Origin of the sequence: Thermoflavifilum thermophilum (assembly GCF_900116565.1) — a bacterium.
GTDB classification, from domain to species: domain Bacteria; phylum Bacteroidota; class Bacteroidia; order Chitinophagales; family Chitinophagaceae; genus Thermoflavifilum; species Thermoflavifilum thermophilum.
The window spans coordinates 1,134,240-1,153,803 of sequence record NZ_FPCJ01000001.1 but is presented as its reverse complement, the minus strand read 5'-3'; the positions used below and the strand labels follow the sequence as shown (position 1 = coordinate 1,153,803).

The 19,564-nt window shown below is 45.0% G+C and carries 22 protein-coding genes; 14 read left to right on the top strand and 8 right to left on the bottom strand.

Going from position 1 to position 19,564, the window contains the following annotated elements:
- Window positions 1–1,191: a PepSY-associated TM helix domain-containing protein gene (locus BM367_RS04985; RefSeq protein WP_092458567.1), complete on the top strand. Its 1,191-nt coding sequence runs from the start codon at window positions 1–3 to the stop codon at window positions 1,189–1,191.
- A 187-nt stretch (window positions 1,192–1,378) separates the two neighbouring features.
- Here BM367_RS04985 and BM367_RS04980 read toward each other — a convergent pair whose 3' ends face one another.
- Entirely contained in the window at window positions 1,379–2,167 is a 789-nt protein-coding gene (locus BM367_RS04980) for a hypothetical protein (protein ID WP_092458565.1), read from the bottom strand.
- Between the two features lie 5 nt (window positions 2,168–2,172).
- On the bottom strand, window positions 2,173–3,363 hold the full coding sequence (gene kbl, locus BM367_RS04975) for a glycine C-acetyltransferase (RefSeq protein ID WP_092458563.1): 1,191 nt from the start codon (window positions 3,361–3,363) through the stop codon (window positions 2,173–2,175).
- A 209-nt stretch (window positions 3,364–3,572) separates the two neighbouring features.
- On the opposite strand from kbl, the gene BM367_RS04970 reads away from it, so the two are divergent.
- From BM367_RS04970 to BM367_RS04945, 6 genes are all read left to right on the top strand, one after another.
- Window positions 3,573–4,055, top strand: a complete 483-nt coding sequence (locus BM367_RS04970) for an RNA polymerase sigma factor (protein WP_092458561.1) — start codon at window positions 3,573–3,575, stop codon at window positions 4,053–4,055.
- 11 nt (window positions 4,056–4,066) lie between these two features.
- Complete coding sequence (locus BM367_RS04965) at window positions 4,067–4,909, top strand: anti-sigma factor family protein (protein WP_092458559.1); 843 nt, start codon at window positions 4,067–4,069, stop codon at window positions 4,907–4,909.
- Between the two features lie 2 nt (window positions 4,910–4,911).
- Window positions 4,912–5,931 (top strand): outer membrane beta-barrel protein, encoded by a 1,020-nt coding sequence (locus BM367_RS04960; RefSeq protein WP_092458557.1) that lies wholly within the window; start codon window positions 4,912–4,914, stop codon window positions 5,929–5,931.
- Window positions 5,932–5,988: 57 nt separating this feature from the next.
- A complete protein-coding gene (locus BM367_RS12085; RefSeq protein ID WP_143103954.1) occupies window positions 5,989–6,354 on the top strand; it encodes a hypothetical protein in 366 nt (121 codons plus the stop codon).
- Window positions 6,355–6,530: 176 nt separating this feature from the next.
- The gene (locus BM367_RS04950; protein ID WP_092458553.1) at window positions 6,531–8,822 is read left to right on the top strand and encodes a TonB-dependent receptor domain-containing protein; all 2,292 of its coding nucleotides are present in this window, start codon (window positions 6,531–6,533) and stop codon (window positions 8,820–8,822) included.
- Between the two features lie 9 nt (window positions 8,823–8,831).
- Window positions 8,832–10,061 (top strand): sialidase family protein, encoded by a 1,230-nt coding sequence (locus tag BM367_RS04945; RefSeq protein ID WP_092458551.1) that lies wholly within the window; start codon window positions 8,832–8,834, stop codon window positions 10,059–10,061.
- Window positions 10,062–10,098: 37 nt separating this feature from the next.
- On the opposite strand, the gene BM367_RS04940 is transcribed toward BM367_RS04945, so the two are convergent.
- Both BM367_RS04940 and radA read right to left on the bottom strand, forming a co-directional pair.
- Window positions 10,099–10,818 (bottom strand): ComF family protein, encoded by a 720-nt coding sequence (locus tag BM367_RS04940; protein ID WP_092458549.1) that lies wholly within the window; start codon window positions 10,816–10,818, stop codon window positions 10,099–10,101.
- Window positions 10,819–10,860: 42 nt separating this feature from the next.
- The gene (radA, locus tag BM367_RS04935) at window positions 10,861–12,213 is read right to left on the bottom strand and encodes a DNA repair protein RadA (RefSeq protein ID WP_092458547.1); all 1,353 of its coding nucleotides are present in this window, start codon (window positions 12,211–12,213) and stop codon (window positions 10,861–10,863) included.
- 411 nt (window positions 12,214–12,624) lie between these two features.
- Here radA and BM367_RS04925 point away from each other — a divergent pair, with 411 nt between their 5' ends.
- The 7 genes from BM367_RS04925 (at window position 12,625) to pdxH (ending at window position 17,638) form a co-directional block, all read left to right on the top strand.
- A complete protein-coding gene (locus BM367_RS04925) occupies window positions 12,625–13,311 on the top strand; it encodes a zinc metallopeptidase (protein ID WP_092458543.1) in 687 nt (228 codons plus the stop codon).
- Between the two features lie 126 nt (window positions 13,312–13,437).
- Window positions 13,438–13,890, top strand: coding sequence for a 50S ribosomal protein L13 (gene rplM / locus BM367_RS04920; RefSeq protein ID WP_092458541.1), 453 nt, complete (start codon window positions 13,438–13,440; stop codon window positions 13,888–13,890).
- 5 nt (window positions 13,891–13,895) lie between these two features.
- Window positions 13,896–14,285 carry a 30S ribosomal protein S9 gene (gene rpsI / locus BM367_RS04915; protein WP_092458539.1) on the top strand — a complete coding sequence of 130 codons (390 nt, stop codon included), beginning with the start codon at window positions 13,896–13,898 and terminating at the stop codon, window positions 14,283–14,285.
- Between the two features lie 44 nt (window positions 14,286–14,329).
- Entirely contained in the window at window positions 14,330–15,208 is an 879-nt protein-coding gene (rpsB, locus tag BM367_RS04910; protein WP_092458537.1) for a 30S ribosomal protein S2, read from the top strand.
- A gap of 75 nt (window positions 15,209–15,283) precedes the next feature.
- Entirely contained in the window at window positions 15,284–16,129 is an 846-nt protein-coding gene (tsf, locus tag BM367_RS04905) for a translation elongation factor Ts (protein WP_092458535.1), read from the top strand.
- A gap of 135 nt (window positions 16,130–16,264) precedes the next feature.
- Window positions 16,265–16,978 (top strand): UMP kinase, encoded by a 714-nt coding sequence (pyrH, locus tag BM367_RS04900; RefSeq protein ID WP_092458533.1) that lies wholly within the window; start codon window positions 16,265–16,267, stop codon window positions 16,976–16,978.
- A 24-nt stretch (window positions 16,979–17,002) separates the two neighbouring features.
- Window positions 17,003–17,638, top strand: coding sequence for a pyridoxamine 5'-phosphate oxidase (gene pdxH / locus BM367_RS04895; protein ID WP_092458531.1), 636 nt, complete (start codon window positions 17,003–17,005; stop codon window positions 17,636–17,638).
- On the opposite strand, the gene BM367_RS04890 is transcribed toward pdxH, so the two are convergent.
- From BM367_RS04890 to BM367_RS04875, 4 genes are all read right to left on the bottom strand, one after another.
- Window positions 17,635–17,790: a 30S ribosomal protein THX gene (locus tag BM367_RS04890; protein ID WP_092458529.1), complete on the bottom strand. Its 156-nt coding sequence runs from the start codon at window positions 17,788–17,790 to the stop codon at window positions 17,635–17,637. The two genes, pdxH and BM367_RS04890, sit on opposite strands and share 4 nt — an antisense overlap.
- Window positions 17,791–17,872: 82 nt before the next feature.
- Window positions 17,873–18,145 (bottom strand): HU family DNA-binding protein, encoded by a 273-nt coding sequence (locus BM367_RS04885; protein ID WP_092458527.1) that lies wholly within the window; start codon window positions 18,143–18,145, stop codon window positions 17,873–17,875.
- A 280-nt stretch (window positions 18,146–18,425) separates the two neighbouring features.
- Complete coding sequence (locus BM367_RS04880) at window positions 18,426–18,725, bottom strand: DUF4286 family protein (protein ID WP_092458525.1); 300 nt, start codon at window positions 18,723–18,725, stop codon at window positions 18,426–18,428.
- A gap of 6 nt (window positions 18,726–18,731) precedes the next feature.
- Window positions 18,732–19,547 carry an exodeoxyribonuclease III gene (locus BM367_RS04875; protein WP_245759898.1) on the bottom strand — a complete coding sequence of 272 codons (816 nt, stop codon included), beginning with the start codon at window positions 19,545–19,547 and terminating at the stop codon, window positions 18,732–18,734.
- Window positions 19,548–19,564: the final 17 nt, after the last annotated feature.

Below are 19,564 nucleotides of genomic sequence, written 5' to 3'. Positions count from 1 at the left end.
ATGCCTGTAAATAAAAAATCACCTTTTCTTCGTATCATATCCTGGCTGCATTTGTGGCCAGGCTTGATTTCTGGCCTGATTGTTTTTATTGTTTCCTTTACCGGATGCTTGTTTGTTTTTCAGAAAGAAATTTCAGAACTAACCCGAAAAAAAATTTTTTTCATCAGCAGGCAACATTCTACCAGTACTCTCCCACTCCGTGTACTTATAAATCGTACGCAATCGGCATTGGGTAGTGATAAGCAAATTACTTATATAACCGTTTACACTGACCCGTCGAGAACATGGGAATTAATGGCATATGCACCTGGTGATCCGAAATCAGTCTTTTTTCCAAATACGCTCCGTTATTATGAATCAGCATTTGTAAACCCTTACACAGGTGCAGTTACCGGCAAAATCAATTACAAGAAAGATTTTTTTGTCATTATCAAATACATTCACTGGAGCTTATTTCTGAATACCATTTATGGTCAGCCCATTGTAGGGTGGAGCACATTGATCTTTATATTGATATTAATTACGGGTTTGATTTTATGGTTTCCTGGTAAATGGAATCGCCATGAAATTAAAAAAGCATTTACCATAGCGTGGAGAAGTCGGTGGAAACGCGTAAACTATGATTTGCACAATGTGCTGGGATTTTATATTTTCAGTATAGCATTGATTCTGGCTTTTACGGGAATGCTATTTGCATTCGGATGGTTAAGAAGTATGTTTTCAGATGCCAAACATTCGCGTTCCAGAATTGAGACGAAAACATTTCATTATTTGCTCAATCCACAACCCAGAAATGATCTTCCTGATCAAATATTCCAGGCTGTACGGAAACATTTTCCGGAAGCGAAACGATTTATTCTTCAACTTCCTGCTGACAGCACTTCACCTATATATTTGAATGTTTATTTCCGGAATGAAGTGTACTATGACGCCCGCACATTTGCATTTGATTCAAGAACAGGAAGACTATTATCAGAAGAAGCTTTCTCAACAAAAACCTTGGGTGAAAAAATCCTTCAGATGAATTATGATATTCATGTAGGGGCTATAGGAGGGATTGCAGGAAAAATCATTGCTTTCTTCGGAAGTTTGATATGTGCAAGTCTTCCGGTTACGGGTTTCGTTATTTGGTTAGGAAAGAGAAAGAAGAAAGCAAAGCGCAAATACATTTTTTCTAAATTTCGCGTATAATCCTTCTCTCCATTTGGTGTAAGAAGGAAAATTAGCAAAGCATAATGGATGCCTACTGTTATTTTTCAAATGATGAATGTTGGTAGGATTTCTTGAGTCTATCCGTTGCCAAATATGAGTTATTAAAAGTTAACCATGCCGTGTTATTGTACATGTATGAATAATGATTAAAAATTCGATGAGATATTTATTTATTGCCTTGAAAAAATCCTTGATCACTAAGCCATTTTCTGACAAGAGCTAAGATTTTCTCACGCAATTGTTCCGGGCTTTGTTGTTTAGATTCCAGAAATACCGTAAAAAAATAAGGATGCCGGTTTTCTTCTTCCCAGCCCAGCATCCAGGCCTGTGCCGTGGTGTCGGTATGAATAGCCGCCGTAACGTAACTTAGTGAATATTGGGGAGTATTTTCCTGTAGCATGATTTGCTGGACCAGTCGTTGCGGGCGTTCGTGGAAGGGAAGTTCATGGAAATACAAATGAATCAGCAAGCCCAGTTGTTCATCCGGGGATATGCGCAGCGTACCGTTTTCCCAGAATGGTTGTATGGTGTCTATGTAAACCCGGTTGCCATAATGAACGGAGTCGAGCCAGAATTGCATAACTGCTTTGCGGATATGGGTAGAAAGCCACTGGTTCAGGGTTGCCGGATGCTGGCGGAATAAATCACCCATAGACATGGAATCGATATCCGAAATTTGGATCATGCTGCTGGTATCAGCTACCAGTCCAGATTCCAGCGCCACCAGTGAGCTGAATACAACAAATCCCGATCCGGGAACATAGCGCTGGCGCGCCTTTTCAACAGGATATACGCTTACCTGATCGTGCATGTTATCATAAAGCATCAGGCAACCCGTTGCCTGTGCGCTATCGAGGTAAGATTGCCAGGATTTTTTTTCTTTGATGCCGGAGTGGCAACCCATGGAAAAGCCCGCCCAGAGCAGAACCAGCAATAGATATGGATGCTTATGCATGTGAATCAGGATTTCAATATGCCCAATTGTTTTCCTACACGGGTAAAGGCATCGATGGCCTTATCGAGGTGTTTCCGTTCATGGGCAGCGCTCAGCTGCACGCGGATGCGGGCCTGTCCTTTGGGCACTACCGGATAGAAAAAGCCGATCACGTAAATATCTTCTTTCAACAACTCATCTGCAAAACGTTGGGCAAGCACGGCATCATAAAGCATGACAGGCACGATGGGATGTTCGCCGGGCTTGATGTCAAATCCGGCCTGCTGCATTTTTTCCCGGAAATAACGGGTGTTTTCCATCAGCTTGTCGCGGAGCTGCGTGGTTTCGCTGAGCATGTCCATGACGGCTATGGAAGCGCCTACCACGGCCGGAGCCAGGGTATTGGAAAACAAATAAGGCCTGGAACGCTGGCGGAGCATTTCAATAATTTCCTTGCGTCCGCTGGTAAAACCTCCGGATGCTCCACCCAATGCTTTGCCCAGGGTGCCTGTGATGATATCTATTTTGCCCATGACGCCCCGGTATTCATGCGTACCCCGTCCAGTTTTGCCTAAAAATCCGGTGGCATGGCTATCATCTACCATCACTAGGGCCCGGTATTTGTCGGCCAGTTCCACAATTTTATCGAGCTGGGCAATGGTACCATCCATGCTGAAACAGCCGTCGGTAGCAATCAGCCGGGTGCGGGCACCGGCGGCTTCCTGGAGTTTGCTTTCCAGATCAGCCATGTCATTGTGCTTATACCGGTAGCGCTGGGCTTTGCACAGGCGTATGCCATCAATAATGGAGGCATGATTTAGTTCATCGGAAATAATGGCATCCTGCTCGTTGAGCAGCGGTTCAAACACGCCACCATTGGCATCAAAACAGGCAGCATACAGAATGGTATCATCCGTGCCCAGAAATTCGCTTAATTTGCGTTCCAGCTCTTTGTGGATATCCTGGGTGCCGCAAATAAAACGCACACTGCTCAGTCCGTAGCCACGTTCATCTATGGTTTTCTTGGCGGCCTCCTTTACCCGCGGATGATTGGATAGTCCCAGATAATTGTTTGCACAGAAATTGATGACCTCGCGGCCATTGACCCGGATCACCGCATCCTGAGGCGATTCAATAATCCGTTCCCTTTTGTACAGGCCGGAAGCCTGGATATCAGCTAATTCTTTTTGCAGGCGTTCCAGAAAAGTAGTGTCCATGATGGCTGATTTTTCATCACAAAAGTCGGAATTCATCTGCATTCCTGATACAGTGGGCGAAACGATTCTGTATCTTTTCGAAATTTCATACGATTTCGGAAAAATGATAAAGCCAGACAAAACAAAAGCCATTTATTTTGGATGAACTGTAACCTTATGCATATCCCATTCGTTTTACGGATGCGTACAAAGTTTTACATCTGATTCTGATGACGGAAAAAGAGTATAATGATTGTGTGGATCTCTATGCCGACAGGCTGTATCGTTTTGTGGTGAAAAATCTGGGGCAGGAAGAAACGGCGCGGGATCTGGTGCAGGTGAGTTTTGAGAGGCTCTGGCAACATCGCAAAGAGGTGGCATTTGCCAAAGCAAAATCATATTTATTTACCATTGCGTATCATGCCATGATTGATCATCTGCGCGTTAATAGGTTTCGCCATCATGTACCCTTGCATCCCGAGGCTTTTGTACAGCAACCCCGGACAGAATGGGAAGTAAAGCATATCGTGGAAAAAGCGTTGAATGAGTTGGATCAAACCCAGAAAATGCTAATCATGCTGAAGGATTATGAAGGTTATCGGTATGAAGAAATTGCGCAGATTACCGGTTTAAGCCTGGCGCAGGTGAAGGTGTATCTGCATCGGGCAAGGAAAAGCCTGAAGCAGGTATTGGAAAAATATTTTGTATCCTAAATCATGAAATGATGAATTCAGAACGGTTGGAAGAATTGATGATACGGGCTTTGGATGATGAACTTTCCAAAGAAGAATGGAAAGAGCTGCAGGCCTATCTTGCCGCACATCCGGAATTACAGGCCGAATGGGAGAAATGGCAATTGACCCGGTTGCCTGCAGAAACATGCACTTATCCTGACAAGCAGCAACTATATCGCCACAGCAGAAAACGGATGAAATATCTGTATGGGATGGCTGCAGCAGCCTGCATTGCGGGTCTATGGATCTTGGGAAAAATGTTTATGTCTGCAATCCATCCTGTCAGCAATTGGGCAGTAGATCAGCCGCAAGTTTCCACATCGGCGATTTTCATTCCAAAGGAAGAAAAACAAAAATCAGATGTGATCTCTTCAACTACCCGTGCGGGTATTGATTCATTCCATCATCCCCATACATATCATTCTGTTGTTTCACATCAACCGATTGTTTCAAAAACTTCTGCAAAACAACAATCATTGTCCATACATGATACGGTTTCACAGGAAACAATTATGCAAACAATAAACATTGCACAGACGGGAAATGAGGCTGATGTATTACCATTGGACAGGTTAGCCGCCATTACCGATTTGCATGCCAAAGCCGATACAAGCATGGTGATAAACAATCATAAAATTCAAATTCATATCAATTCCACACCGGCATCAAACGCAGCAGATGCGCCGGTTTTGCTTCTTTCGGCACGCAGCCCCCGCACATTTAACCGAATCATACTGGCTGTGGCACGAACGGTAGATAATGCTCATAAGATTCAGGAATCGTTGTTTGCGTCTGATCATATTCGTATTGAACTTCAGCAGGAAAATCATTAACTATGGATATATTGCACAAAACATTTTCAATTGCTGCAGGTATTTCTGTGTTGCTGATGCTGCAATCCTCCGCCCAGGGCCAGCAAAAGCAATGGGTAAAGGTAGAAACCCGTAATGGCGTACATGTATATGCTGTTGATGAAAATGGTGAAACAGAAATTAATCTGTTGGGCGATAGCACATTTTCCAAAGCCAGTCGGGTAAAAGACAGCATTCCATCCGTTGAAGAAGATACGGTGATTGTAGGGCGCTGGCGCATCATTCATCGCGAATCTCCGGGGGGGCATTCATATACTGATATTTACCGGGTTCCCAAGCCGGCCTCCCAGCACGTGTTTACCCATTGGCTGGGGTTTGATTTTGGTTGGAACAATTTTGTGGATCGGAGTGATTATGCAGGTCTTTCTGGTGTGGATCCTAATGTAAAGGCTTATGATTATTCGGCACAGGGTTTATATACATTTGCACCCCGCCCACCAAGTGATCCGCTCACGGCATCGGAATTTTCATTGATACCGGAAAAATCGGTCAATGTGAACATCTGGATTTTCCACCAGCAGCGTTATCTGCGAAACAATAAGATAGGCATGGAATATGGATTGGGTTTGCTGATGAACAATTTCCGCTACCGGAGAAACATTACTTATGTAAATCAGGGAAGCCATACAGTGGTGATTCGGGATAGTATTTCATTCCGGAAAAACAAGTTGTTTACTGAATACCTTACCGTGCCTGTATTCCTTTGTTTTCATCTGTCAGGCAGGGGCGATGAAGGTTTTCAAGTTAAAGTCGGTTCCAATTTCGGGTATCTTTTTAAATCGCGTACCAAGCAAGTAAGCGATGCCCGTGGGAAGGTGAAGACCAATGATAATTTCAATCTCAGTACATTCCGGGTGTCGCCTGAGCTCGCTTTTGGCTGGCATAGCTGGTCGTTTTATGTGACATACAGCCTTACACCCCTGCATCAATACGGTGTTAAGCAATATCCTTATGCTTTTGGCATCCGGTTTAATGGGTTTTAAAAAAAATTGTTGTTTTCAATAAACGGAATGTAACTTTGCTACGTATATTGTAGCAGCATGAGATTGCTTGCTTTCATATGGTTTTTAGCCGTGTTATTGCAGGCTTTTAGTAAGAATCTCATTATTCTTGACTATCATTTGAATATTAAATACATTGCTACACATTTATGTGTTAACCGAAATCATCCTGAACTACATTGCGAGGGCAAATGTTTCTTGAAAAAAGAGCTGGAAAAAGATCAGCGTCGCAATCCCGCTGGTGTACCCGCTGGTAAATCTGCTCCAGATGTTCCATTTTGTGATTGCCATTTCCGTTTACTTGCGCCAGTTTTAGATTCACAACCTTTTCAATTTCTTCACTTTGTTCCCTTTTATTTAACCGGTATTCACAACCGTATTTTTCATCCTCCTGCCATGTGTTAAGTACATCATGCTTACCGGATTTTGTATGTTGAGGTGGCACATAAACGATGTTGTTTGTGCTGGCCTTTCCTATCCGGCTTGATGATTTAGCGTAATACACGTTATGTATTTTGTTCGCGGCAAGTAGAGCCGGAGGAATCTATTTGTGATTCATTCAGTTATTAAATGTTTTACACATGAAACATGTTTTCCTTTCTTTCATACTCAATTTCGTGTTATTGTATGCCTTGGCACAATCGTCATCTGCTATACAGGGTATCTTGATCAATGCTTCTACGTTGGAGGCTGTTGCTGGTGCTGCGATCCGTGATTCGCAGAATAAAGTGATAGCGCTTACAGATGCCCAGGGCAGATTCAGCTTTCCCTCCACTGATGCAGATAGCCTTGTGATTTCATGTGTTGGATATGAAACTTTAAAAATACCAGCCATGGCTGCATTGGGTACATTATATCTCAAGCCTGCTGCTACTGCATTACAGGAGATGGTGGTTACGGCCAGCCGCGAAGGTGAACAACGTGCAACCGTTCCTGTGGCGCTGAGTGTGATTTCATCCCGTATGATGCAGCAAACCCATGCCATTACTTTAGATCAACTGCTCAATCAGGTTACAGGTGTGTACATGGTTGATCTGGGAAATGAACAACATACTATGGCTATTCGCCAGCCCATCGGATATCGGAGTGTGTATTTGTATCTGGAAGATGGTATTCCCATCCGTACGGTGGGTAATTTCAATCATAATGCATTGATTGAAATCAACAGTGCAGCAGTAAAGAATATTGAAATCATTCGTGGTCCGGGTTCATCTATATATGGCAGTGATGCCATAGGCGGGGCGGTGAATTTTATCACCTATGATCCATCTGCAGTTCCTGCAGCAAAGCTTTCTGTGGATGGTTCATCTATCGGTTATCGACGTGCGCAGTTTCAGGTATCGAGTACAAAAAACAAGATGGGAGTTGGTTTATACGGATATTATGCCAATCAACATGATACCTATCATCAACATAATGATTTTCATAAACTTGCTGTCACACTGAAAGGTGATGTATATATCAATGATTATGTAAAATGGGAGAATGAACTTTCAATTATTGATTATAGATCTGATATGAACGGTGGGCTAGATAGCCTTGATTTTTATAAGAAAAACTATGCGAGCTATTATACATTCAATTACCGGAGCGTAAAAGCCATTCGTTTTGCAAGCAGTTTGCATTATAAAAAAGGTAATCTGGGGGAGGGCTTTGCCACAGCTTATTTTCGGTACAATGATATAGGCCAGAATCCTACATACCGGATTAAATGCACAGCTGATCCGTTGAAGGCAACCGGCGAAATCAATGATAACCGGTTTACAAGTTATGGTTTGCTGATGCAGCACACTTTAAAAAACGCCTCCTCGCATCTTCAGGCAATTTTTGGAATCAATGCAGAATATAGTCCATTGAATTATCATGCTCAGTTTATTCAGATTCAGAAAGATACGGCCGGTTATTATATCAGTTTTACACCTACGGATTCCGTACTTACTGATTACCATGCTGGGATTGATAATGAAGCTGCTTATGTGCAGCTGAAATGGGAACCGATACATGCATTGTATGTGGTAGGTGGAATCAGGTATGACCGGCTGGCATATCATTTTGTGAACCACTTGTCCCCCTCGGCTTATACAGGAGCGCCTTCCAGCATCAATGTGTTTTCGCATGTTACGCCTAAAATTGGTCTGACTTATCATTTTTCTCCCCGTTCGGGTTTTTATGCCAATATCAGCCAGGGATTTGCGCCACCCGATATTACGGATTTATACAACGGTGTAAAAGTACCTTATTTAAAACCTGCTGTTTACATGAATTATGAAGCAGGAGGATGGTTCATGTGGCAGCAGGGGAAGGGAAGCATACAGGCAGATGTATATCGCATGATGGGAACTCATGAGATAATTACAGTGCGACAGGACGATGGATCCTATCAAAATGAAAATGCGGGAAAAACCTTGCATGAAGGTATTGAATATACAATTGCATATAGCCCTTTTACGGGTGTGCAATTAAAATGGAATGGTACCTGGGCTTATCATGAGTTTCTGGAATATCAAATCAACGGAAAGGATTATAGCCATACACAAATGAATGCTGCTCCCAGGATTCTATATTTTGCTGAAATCAGCTATCATCCTGGATTTTTGAGGAATGCTTATATAGCTTTTGACTGGCAGCATCTCGGTAAATATTACATTGATCCGGCCAATACGCAGATATACAAAGGCTATGATTTGTTTCATATCCGATCGGGATATCAATGGAACCGCCTCGGTGTATGGCTCAATGTATTGAATGTGATGAATACTATTTATGCTACTACCGTTGATTATGCCAGCTATGGAAACACTTATCGGGCCGGCATTCCACGCACCTGGCAAATCGGTATTAGTTATGATTTTACGGGTAATCCGAAATCTTAAAAACAAATCATGATGATACGCAACATCTTTCATGTTCTTTTGATTATGGGTTTGATGGGATGGGTATCCTGCACACATTCCGAAAAGCATGTTGAACGGATTTTTCAACAAGGAGGCTGGAATTTTTCCTGCCCCTTTCTCACTTCTGATTCACAAGGTCATATTTTGCTTACCTGGGCTGGTATGGATAGTTCCGGGACGCATAGCCAGATATGGATGGCCAGATTCAACAGGCAAACGCTGCAACTGCAGGATGTTGCTCCCGTGCCGCATACAGTGGGCGTGTATCCACACGGCGAAAATCTGCCCAAACTGGCCTGTACATCCAAAGGCACCTGGGTATTGGCTTTCGGCACACCTGCCCATCGTTCATCCAATCCTTATGCAGGTGAAGTAAAATATGTGGTTTCCACAGATGCTGGCAAACACTGGTCTGAAGCGTATCCACTGGTAAACGACACAACCAGCCATGATCAGCGTTATTTTTCGCTGATATCATTTTCAGACAATCGCTTTCTCATCATCTGGATGGACGATCGTTTGAAAACAAAAGCAGACGGTTCAACATTGTATTTGGCAGAACTTAGTCCGGCAAGAGGTGTTTTAAATGAAAAGCCCATTGCATATCAACTTTGTCCCTGTTGTCGCACAGCCATGATTTACGATTCAACGAAACATGCATTGCACATTGCTTTCCGGCAAATCATTCACGACAGCATCCGTGATATCATGCATATGGTATCGTTTGATCAGGGTCAAACTTTTCAGGAACCTCAAAGAGTAAGTTTTGACAACTGGGTTGTGGATGCCTGTCCGCACAGTGGCCCTTCAATGGTTTGTTATGCCGGCCAACTGCATATCGTATGGTACACGCTGGGCGATGGTCGGGGCATTTTCTATGCTCGCACAACAGATGATAGAGTTTTTACTTACAAACAACAGGTGAGTGATAGGAACGTGTCGGCAAAACATGCGCAGATTGCAGCTTTGCCGGATGGACGGCTTGTGATAGCCTGGGATGAATATCCGCTGCATAGTACAAAAGCCCATCAACGCATTGGTTTACAGCTCAGGGATACGAATGGCAAATGGATTAAAACCTGGTACATAGCTGATAGTACCGGGGATCTGCAGTTTCCGGTCCTGTTGCCTGTAAACCGTCATCAGCTGTTCATGGCCTATACCTGGCAGCAGGGAAGGCATTCGGCTGTGATATGTCGTACATGGGATTTTCGGTAAACATGCATTCAACCTCAATATCAGGCAAAGCCTGGATTTATGACTCCGCAATAGCGAGGGTAGCAATACTTATCTGTACTCCGGGTAACTGAATAAGTGTATCAATGCAAGCATTTAATGTAGCGCCGGTAGTGACCACATCATCTATCAGCAACAGATGTTTGCCCGTTAATACATTTGCATGAGCAGCCAGCTGGAATGCATGTTGAACATTTTGCTGACGGGCTTGCCGGCCCTTACGGGTTTGACTTTCGGTAAATTTTTTTCGCCTCAGCAGATGATGGATGACTGGTTTTTGCAAATCATCTGCCAAGCCATAGGCCAGTATCGCAGCCTGATTGTAGCCTCTTTGACGTTCTTTGCGGGGATGTAAGGGCACCGGTATGATATAATCTATCGAGGCTAAACCTGGTTTCAACATCTGGGCCATCAATCTGCCCATGCTTCGGGCTAATTGCTGGTGGTGCTGGTATTTGATCTGGTGAATAATGCGTTGCAATATGCCATCATGGTGAAAAAAATAACAAGCCGTTGCAAATTTCACTTCGGGATGATGCATAAACAATTGAAAGACGGGATTCAAAGGCACCAGATGAAAATCAGTCGCGGGCAGGGATGATATGCACTCATAACAAAGCCATTGCTTTAAAGCATAAGAAATTTCTCTGCCACAATTGGCACAGCGTACAGGGAGCAATACGTGGATGATTTCTTCCAGAATAGAAAACACGGATGAAAAATAAGAAGCAAATTTCATCCAGGCAATGATTACAATTTTCGGTCAAATATGCACAGGATGTTATCCCTGAAACAGCTGCTGGTAGAGCTCTTCCACCCTACCCACGGGAATCACTTCGATTTCAGGGTGAGGCGGAATGTCCTGATTGTAACGGGAAAGATAGATACGCCGAAAGCCCAGGCGTGCGGCTTCGGCTATGCGCTGGGCTGGGCGGCTGATAGCCCGGATTTCGCCACTGAGACCAATTTCACCGGCAAAGCAGGTACTGGGAGAAATCGATAGATCTTCAAAAGAAGAGAGCAAAGCTGCCACCACGGCCAGATCCAATGCCGGATCCTCAATGTGCAGGCCGCCCACGATATTCAGAAATACATCCTGCTTATGCAGATGAAATCCGCCTCTTTTTTCCAGTACTGCCAGCAGCAATTGCAACCTTCTCAGATCAAGTCCGCTTACTGTGCGTTGGGGGGTACCGTACAAAGATGGGGTGACCAGTGCCTGCACTTCGACCAGCAATGGCCGTATGCCTTCCAGTGTGGCGGCAACAGCGCTTCCGCTGAATACCTCTTCTTTCTGATGCAGAAACAAGGCTGAAGGCTGGCTTACAGGCCTGAGTCCACGCTCTGCCATTTCATATACACCTAACTCAAAGGAAGCCCCAAACCGGTTTTTCACCGTGCGCAACAAACGATATACATATTGTCTGTCGCCCTCAAATTGCAGTACCGTATCCACGATGTGTTCCAGCACTTTGGGTCCAGCGATCAGTCCATCTTTGGTGATATGACCCACCAGGACAACCGGCGTATGGCTTGATTTGGCAAATTCCTGCCAGATGGCGGCGCACTCCCGTATTTGTCCTACACTGCCTGCCGGCGACCCCAGCATGGATGAAGTCATTGTCTGGATAGAATCCACAAAAACGAGATCGGGCTTTAGCTGGTGCAGGATTTTCAGGATAGCCTGCATGTCTGTTTCAGCAAGCAGATAAAAGGCCGGATGGGTGAGTCCGATTCGATCGGCACGCATGCGGATTTGCTGCTCGCTTTCTTCTCCCGTGATATAGAGGATTTGCAGATGCTGCAGCTGCAAAGCGGTTTGCAGCAGAAGTGTGGATTTGCCAATGCCGGGTTCACCCGCCAGCAATACCAGGCTTCCCCGCACCAGTCCGCCGCCCAATGCCCGGTTTAATTCTTCATCCGGAATCGGAATGCGATCTTCCTCTGCGGTGCGAACCAGTTCCAGAGATACAGGCGAGGCGGATTTACGCGTGGATGTGGAATTGCGGGCGATGGGGGTTACAATTTCTTCGGCAAAGCTGTTCCATTGTCCGCAGGATGGGCATTTCCCCAGCCATTTGGGACTCTCGTAACCACAGTGCTGGCAGAAAAAAGCTACTCTGGTTTTGGCCATAAATCGTTACAAAAAGTAAAAAGAGCCAGCACCAAGACTGACTCTTTTTACTTACTAACCCATTAAATTCAGGACTAAATTAGGAAAAGGGGCAGGAATAAAAAAGTTTTATTTCAGGATTCCCGATAAATTTTTCCCAAAGAAAAACATTACAATTGAGAAAAAGAAAAAATATAGTTTTACTTCTTTCATATTTATTTGTTTATTAATCATTTATGAATTATTTTTTAAAATTATTACAGATTTTCCCTGATTTAATTAAATATAGCCAATCTGGCGGTTTTGTTCGCTGGATTTCTATGTCACTCTGGCAGATTTTTGTTGAAAAAATGGTTAAATTCATGGAGATACGCCTTTCGGAAAGCTTTTTGAATAATAGATTTGTACAACTTAACATTTAATTTTTGTCTTATGGCCGGATGGTTTTTTCTGATGATTCTGGTAGCAGGTGCTGGATTGCTGATCAGCCTGCAATTACGAAGCAAGTTTCATATATACAGCAAAATTCCTCTTCAGGCAGGACTTACAGGAAAGGAAGTTGCCGAAAAGATGTTACACGATAACGGCATATACGATGTGCAGGTAGTTTCCGTAGAGGGCATGCTCACGGATCATTACAACCCGATCAACAAAACGGTAAATTTAAGTCCGGATGTATATCATGGAAGCAGTGTAGCGGCGGCTGCAGTAGCTGCTCATGAATGCGGGCATGCTGTACAACATGCAAAGGCTTACAGCATGCTGATGCTGCGCTCGCAGCTGGTGCCTGTGGTTCAATTCAGTGCCGGCATTGTGAACTGGATTTTGCTGGCCGGTATTCTTACCTTCCGTGTTTTCCCACAATTGCTGCTGATAGGAATTATTCTTTTTGCTGTGATCACATTGTTTGCCCTGATTACCCTTCCAGTGGAATTTGATGCATCCCGACGCGGATTGGCCTGGCTTACCACAGCCCATATTACCACACCAGCTGAATATGAAAAAGCCCGCGATGCCCTGTGGTGGGCAGCCATGACCTATGTGGTGGCAGCTATTAACTCCCTGATTACCTTGTTTTATTACATCAGTATTTTTCTGAGCGGACGAAATCGGAATTAAAAGCTGAGCCATTTTGATGCTGATTATCAGCATTTTATGCGTGCATGATAAAAAATTTCATGCATTTTCTTGTCGAAATTCGATCGGCACGCTATCTTTGCAACCCCATTTTGAAAGTGCCGCATTATGGAAAAAAATACATTTAAAACAATATCAGCCAATGCTGCTACCGTAGAGCACCGCTGGTATGTGGTTGATGCCACCAATCAGACTTTGGGCAGGCTTTGTTCGCAAATTGCAGCTATCCTGAGAGGAAAGAACAAGCCCTATTTTACGCCCCATGTGGATTGTGGTGATTATGTAATTGTCATCAATGCAGAAAAAGTGGCCCTTACCGGAAAGAAATGGAAAACGAAGGAATATATCAGTTTTACAAGTTATCCGGGTGGGCAGAAAAAAGAATCTGCCATCAGTTTGCTTCATCGCAGGCCAGAAGCTGTTATTGAAAGAGCTGTAAAAGGCATGTTACCCAAAAACAGGTTGGGGCGCCAGCTGTTTCGCAAGTTATTTGTGTATGCCGGTCCTGAACATCCGCACCAAGCTCAAAAACCTGAACCCATTCAGTTATTAACCAAATAAAGCACATGGAAAAACAACTCATCAAAGTTGGTCGTCGCAAAGAAGCCGTTGCCAGGGTGGTCATCCGCAAGGGCACCGGCCAGATTACAGTGAATGATAAGCCGTTTGCCACCTATTTTCCCATTCTTTACCTGCAGCATCAGGTAACCTTGCCGTTGAAAACCATTGAAGCTGCAGATCAGTTTGATGTGGTGGTAAACGTACAGGGCGGAGGGAAAAAAGGCCAGGCCGAAGCTGTTAAGTTGGGAATAGCGCGTGCATTGTGCGAGCTGAATCCGGACTACAGGCCCGTATTGAAAAAAGCCGGTCTGCTCACCCGCGATCCCCGTGCAGTGGAGCGTAAAAAACCGGGCAGAAAGAAAGCTCGCCGGAGCTTCCAGTTCTCCAAACGTTAAAGATTATTTTTTATCAATCCTATCACCAAAGATTGCAGGTATTTATGGAAGAATCAGCAGTATCCTTGCAGCAACAGCTTTTAGAAGCTGGTGTCCATTTCGGGCATCTTCGCAAGAAATGGAATCCCAAGATGCTTCCCTACATTTTTGCCGAAAAGAAAGGCATTCACATCATTGACCTGAACAAAACCACGGAATGCCTGCAGGAAGCTGCAGCTGCGCTGAAATCCATTGCCAAAAGCGGGAAGAAAATCCTGTTTGTGGCAACCAAAAAACAGGCAAAAGATATCGTAGCAGAAGCCGCTCAAAAGGTAAACATGCCTTATGTTACCGAACGGTGGCTGGGAGGTATGCTCACCAATTTTGCTACCATCCGCAGAAGTGTAAAGAAAATGCAGAGCATTGAAAAAATGCTTACGGATGGAACGCTGGATAGCGTAACCAAAAAGGAAAGGTTGCGGCTGCAGCGGGAAAAAGAAAAAATGGAAAAAGTGTTGGGTGGTGTGGCCCAGATGGCCCGGCTGCCGGCAGCCGTATTTATTGTGGATATTACCCATGAAGCCATAGCCTTGGCAGAAGCCCGGCGGCTGAATATCACCACTTTTGGTGTGGTAGATACCAATGCCGATCCTACCAAAGTGGATTTTCCCATCCCCGCCAATGATGATGCAACCAAATCCATAGCCATCATCATACATTATGTTACAGCGGCAATTGCAGAAGGTCTGGCTGAGCGGGCAAGTGAAAAAGAGGAACAGCACGAAGAAGAAGAAATACATGAACATACCGGCAGGCGTGAACTAAGCCTGGAAGCAGAAGAAGAGGAAGTACCCAAGCCTGTGCGGGGTTCTCGGCCGGCTCCTCCCAAACGCAGGGTGCCGCTGGCAGGCGGTGGAGGTCGCAAACCGTCCTCAAGACGTTAATCTTATTCTTAGCTGCCTGTAGCCATAAGTCATGCTGACAGGCAGGGTTATTTACCATCAAAAATTATCGTAAAAATGGCTCAGATTACAGCAGCAGATGTAAATAAACTCAGGCAACAAACAGGGGCAGGCATGATGGATTGCCGCAAGGCCCTGATTGAAAGTGATGGTGACTTTGAAAAAGCTATTGATTATCTCCGCAAGAAAGGTGCAAAAATAGCCGCCCAGCGCTCAGATCGGGAAGCAAAGGAAGGAGTGGTGATTGCACGCACCAATGCTGAGGGTACAAAAGGCGTGTTGGTCCTGTTAAGCTGTGAAACAGATTTTGTGGCCAAAAACCAGGATTTTGTAAGCTTCGCTGAAACCATTGCCCAGGCAGCGCTTCAACAGGATGTGCACCAACTCCAGGATTTACTACAGGTGCAAATGGATGGAGAACCCGTTCAGAATCGCGTGCTGGATCAAATGGCTAAGATTGGAGAAAAAATTGAACTTACCCGGTTTGAACGCATCGATGCTCCGGGCGTGGTAGCCTATACCCACGCTGGGAACCGGGTTGGGGTACTGGTAGGCTTGAACAAGGCGCTGGAGCCAACTATCGAACAAGCCGGAAGGGATGTGGCCATGCAGATCGCAGCCATGAAACCCATTGCCGTGGATCGTGATCAGGTGCCCGAGGAAATCCTGCAACGCGAAAAAGATATTGTATGGGAACAAATCAAACAGGATCCCAAGATGCAGGGCAAACCTGAAAATATCCTGGCAAAAATTGCAGAAGGCAAGCTAGAAGCATTTTTTAAAGAAAATACCCTGCTGTCCCAAACGTTTGTAAAAAATCACGAGCAAACGGTGGCACAGTTCCTGGCTTCTGTAGATCCCGATTTGCGTGTCATGGGCTTTAAACGCGTGGCGCTGGGATAAAGAATCTGTAAAGCGGGAAGTGAATTTCCCGCTTTTTTTATGCCCCACCCACCGGTGAGAATCCAAGCAGCCCGCCCGGCAGCGGGCAAGTTGAAAGCAACTTGTTTAAATTTACGAATCATAAGTCTATCGCATATGATTCCCAAGTATAAACGCATCTTATTAAAGCTGAGCGGTGAATCGCTGATGGGCAAGCGCAATTACGGAATCGATCCCGAAGTGATTGCCCAATACGCCCAGGACATTAAATCTGTCACCGATCTGGGTGTGCAGGTAGCCATTGTGATCGGAGGTGGCAATATATATCGCGGGATGGACAGTGAAGAAACCGGTATTGAGCGAGCCCAGGGCGATTATATGGGGATGCTGGCTACTGTGATCAATGGCATGGCCTTGCAAAGCGGGCTGGAAAAAATTGGTTTGTATACCCGCTTGCAATCAGCCATCAAGATGGAACAGATTGCCGAGCCCTACATCCGTCGCAGAGCTATTCGTCATCTGGAAAAAGGAAGAGTGGTTATTTTTGGAGCAGGTACCGGAAATCCCTATTTCACTACCGATACCGCAGCTTCTTTGCGGGCAGTGGAAATCGGTGCAGATGTAATCCTGAAAGGCACCCGTGTGGATGGGATTTATTCTGCTGATCCGGAAGTGGATGCCCATGCTACGCTGTATCGAACCATCTCATTTGAGGAGGTGTACCGCAATAACCTGAATGTTATGGATATGACAGCCTTCACCCTTTGCCAGGAAAACAATCTGCCCATTATCGTATTTGATATGAATACGCCTGGCAATTTACTGAAGGTGGTGATTGGCGAAAAAATAGGTACATTGGTTACCCGGTAAATATTTTTTGTGGAGCAGGAAAATATGCATATCTCAGATCTTCGGCGAGAATACAGCCGTGCTGCTCTTGATGAAACGCAAATAGCTGATAACCCTTTTGTCCAGTTTAAAAACTGGTTTCAGCAAGCACTTGAGAGCCATATCCTCGATGCCAATGCCATGGTGCTGGCTACCTGCGGCGAAGATGGACAGCCATCAGCAAGGGTTGTATTGCTAAAGGAATTTGATGAACGGGGAATGGTGTTTTATACACACTATGAAAGCCGCAAGGCAAGAAACCTCGCCACCAATCCACGAGCTGCTTTGTTGTTTTACTGGAGAGAACTGGAGCGCCAGGTGCGCATCGAGGGGCAGGTGGAGAAACTAACGGCAAAGGAAAATGAAACTTATTTTCTATCCCGGCCATTTGAGAGTCAGATTAGTGCCTGGGCCTCACCGCAAAGCCAGCCTGTGCCAGACAGAGCCACCCTGGAAGCGGCCGTAGAAGCCTATCGCAAGCAATTTCAGCATGAACCTGTCAGCTGCCCGCCTTTCTGGGGAGGATATCGCCTTATACCCCATTATTTTGAATTCTGGCAGGGACGCGAACATCGGCTGCACGATCGCATCATTTATCAGAAGTCAGGTGGTAAGTGGACTATAGGCAGACTGGCTCCCTAAGCCTGCTGAACTGAATTGGCTGAGGTCTCAGGTGAAGCAGAAGTTTTAGCCACCGGAAATTGTTTCTTATTCTGTTTTCTGGCCGGGCGCGATTTGCCAAATGTACCTTTCCAGATTTTTCCTCTGCGGGTGCGAATATCTCCTTTTCCCATTGCTCCTTCATTTTTGTGCGAGGCAAAAATAAAAAAAGCAAGGATTAAAATCCCTGCTTTTGGAAACGAAGTTTGAAAAGGCTTATTTGAGCTTGGATGCAAAAGCCTTACCAGCCTTAAATTTGGCCACTTTCTTTGCAGGAATCTTGATGATTTTCCCGGTTTGCGGATTGCGGCCATTGCGTGCATTACGCTTGGATACGGAGAAAGTACCAAATCCCACCAGCGTAACCTTGCCACCCTTCTTCAGGGTTTCTACAACGGCACTGGTAAAGGCGTCCAGAGCATCGTTGGCCTGAGCTTTGGTGATGCCAGCATCTTTGGCAATCTTGTCAATTAATTCGGCTTTGTTCATAGTGAGAACAGTTTTTAAATGGTGAAAAATAATTGATCTGGGCAAATTTAAAGCGTTTTGGCATATTACCAAATATTTTAAGCTGTTTTTCATTTTCTGAAACAGGCTACAGACAAAGGTTATAGCAGTTTGGTAATAAAAGTTGATTATTGCAAAAAGGTACTTTGTTGGTAAAATGCCTACTGGTGGCTTATTTCAGCCGTTTTTGTTTGTATGTATCTTTTTCAGGATCTTGCCAATAAGCATTCCGAAAACGTGCATTTCATGTGGATAAATCCTTTCAGAGCGAGATTTCTTCCATAACGGTCTGGAAATAAACCACGGATGTGCCCAGCAGCTGAGCCATTTCCTGAAGTTCGGGTTGAAGCCGCTGCATGAGCTTCTGATAGGCTTCCATATTTTGAACTCCCATTTGCTGGGTGAATGTAAATCCTTCATCTGGCTGATGGAGCAGCCTGCAAAAATGCAACTGCCTGACATCTCTTTGTTGTAGCACAGGCATCCAGCTGTGCCGGAGCCAGTTTTGCCATCGTTCCAATGCTTCGGTGCTCACATTCCAGGTGATGTTGCAGATGATCATGGATCCTCATTTTTTAGGCCTGCTATCTTGCGTTTTAAGAGGGAACTTTAATTCCAGATACACCGGGCAGTGGTCGGAATGCTGTACCTGTGGCAGAATATCGGCATCGATGATAGAGGACTTCAGGGGTTCGGTAACGGCAATGTAGTCAATGCGCCAGCCTTTGTTTTGCTGGCGCACGGTGGGAAAGCGCATGCTCCACCAGCTGTAGCGGTGTGCCTCATGAGGATGCATATAGCGGAAGGTATCAATCCATCCACTGGCAAAAAACTTATCCATCCAGGCTCGTTCTTCGGGAAGAAAACCGGATGAATTTTTATTGCCCTTTGGATCGTGGATATCAATTTCTTTATGGGCAATGTTGTAATCGCCGCAGAGAATGATTTTGGGATATTGCTTTTTTAATTTTTCCAGATACTCAAACCATTCATCGAGCCATTGATATTTGTATTGCTGGCGTTCTTCACCGCTGGTGCCGGAAGGATAATAGGCATTAATCAGCAGGATATCGCCAAACTGCAGTTGCAGTACACGTCCTTCCGCATCGCTTTGCGGAAAACCGTTGCCATGGAATACCTGGTCAGGTTTGATTTGGGTAAGGATGCCTACGCCGCTGTAACCTTTTTTTTGTGCGGAAAACCAGTAACAGTTGTATCCGGCTTTTTCGAATGCCGATGTATCGATATCTTCCGGTTGGGCTTTGGTTTCCTGCAGGCAAATGATTTCGCCGGGCGAAGTGGCTATCCAGTCTGCCAGTCCTTTTTTCAGTGCGGAGCGGATGCCATTCACATTGTAGCTGAAGATGCGGATAGACGATGACATGCTGCCGAAGTTAGGAT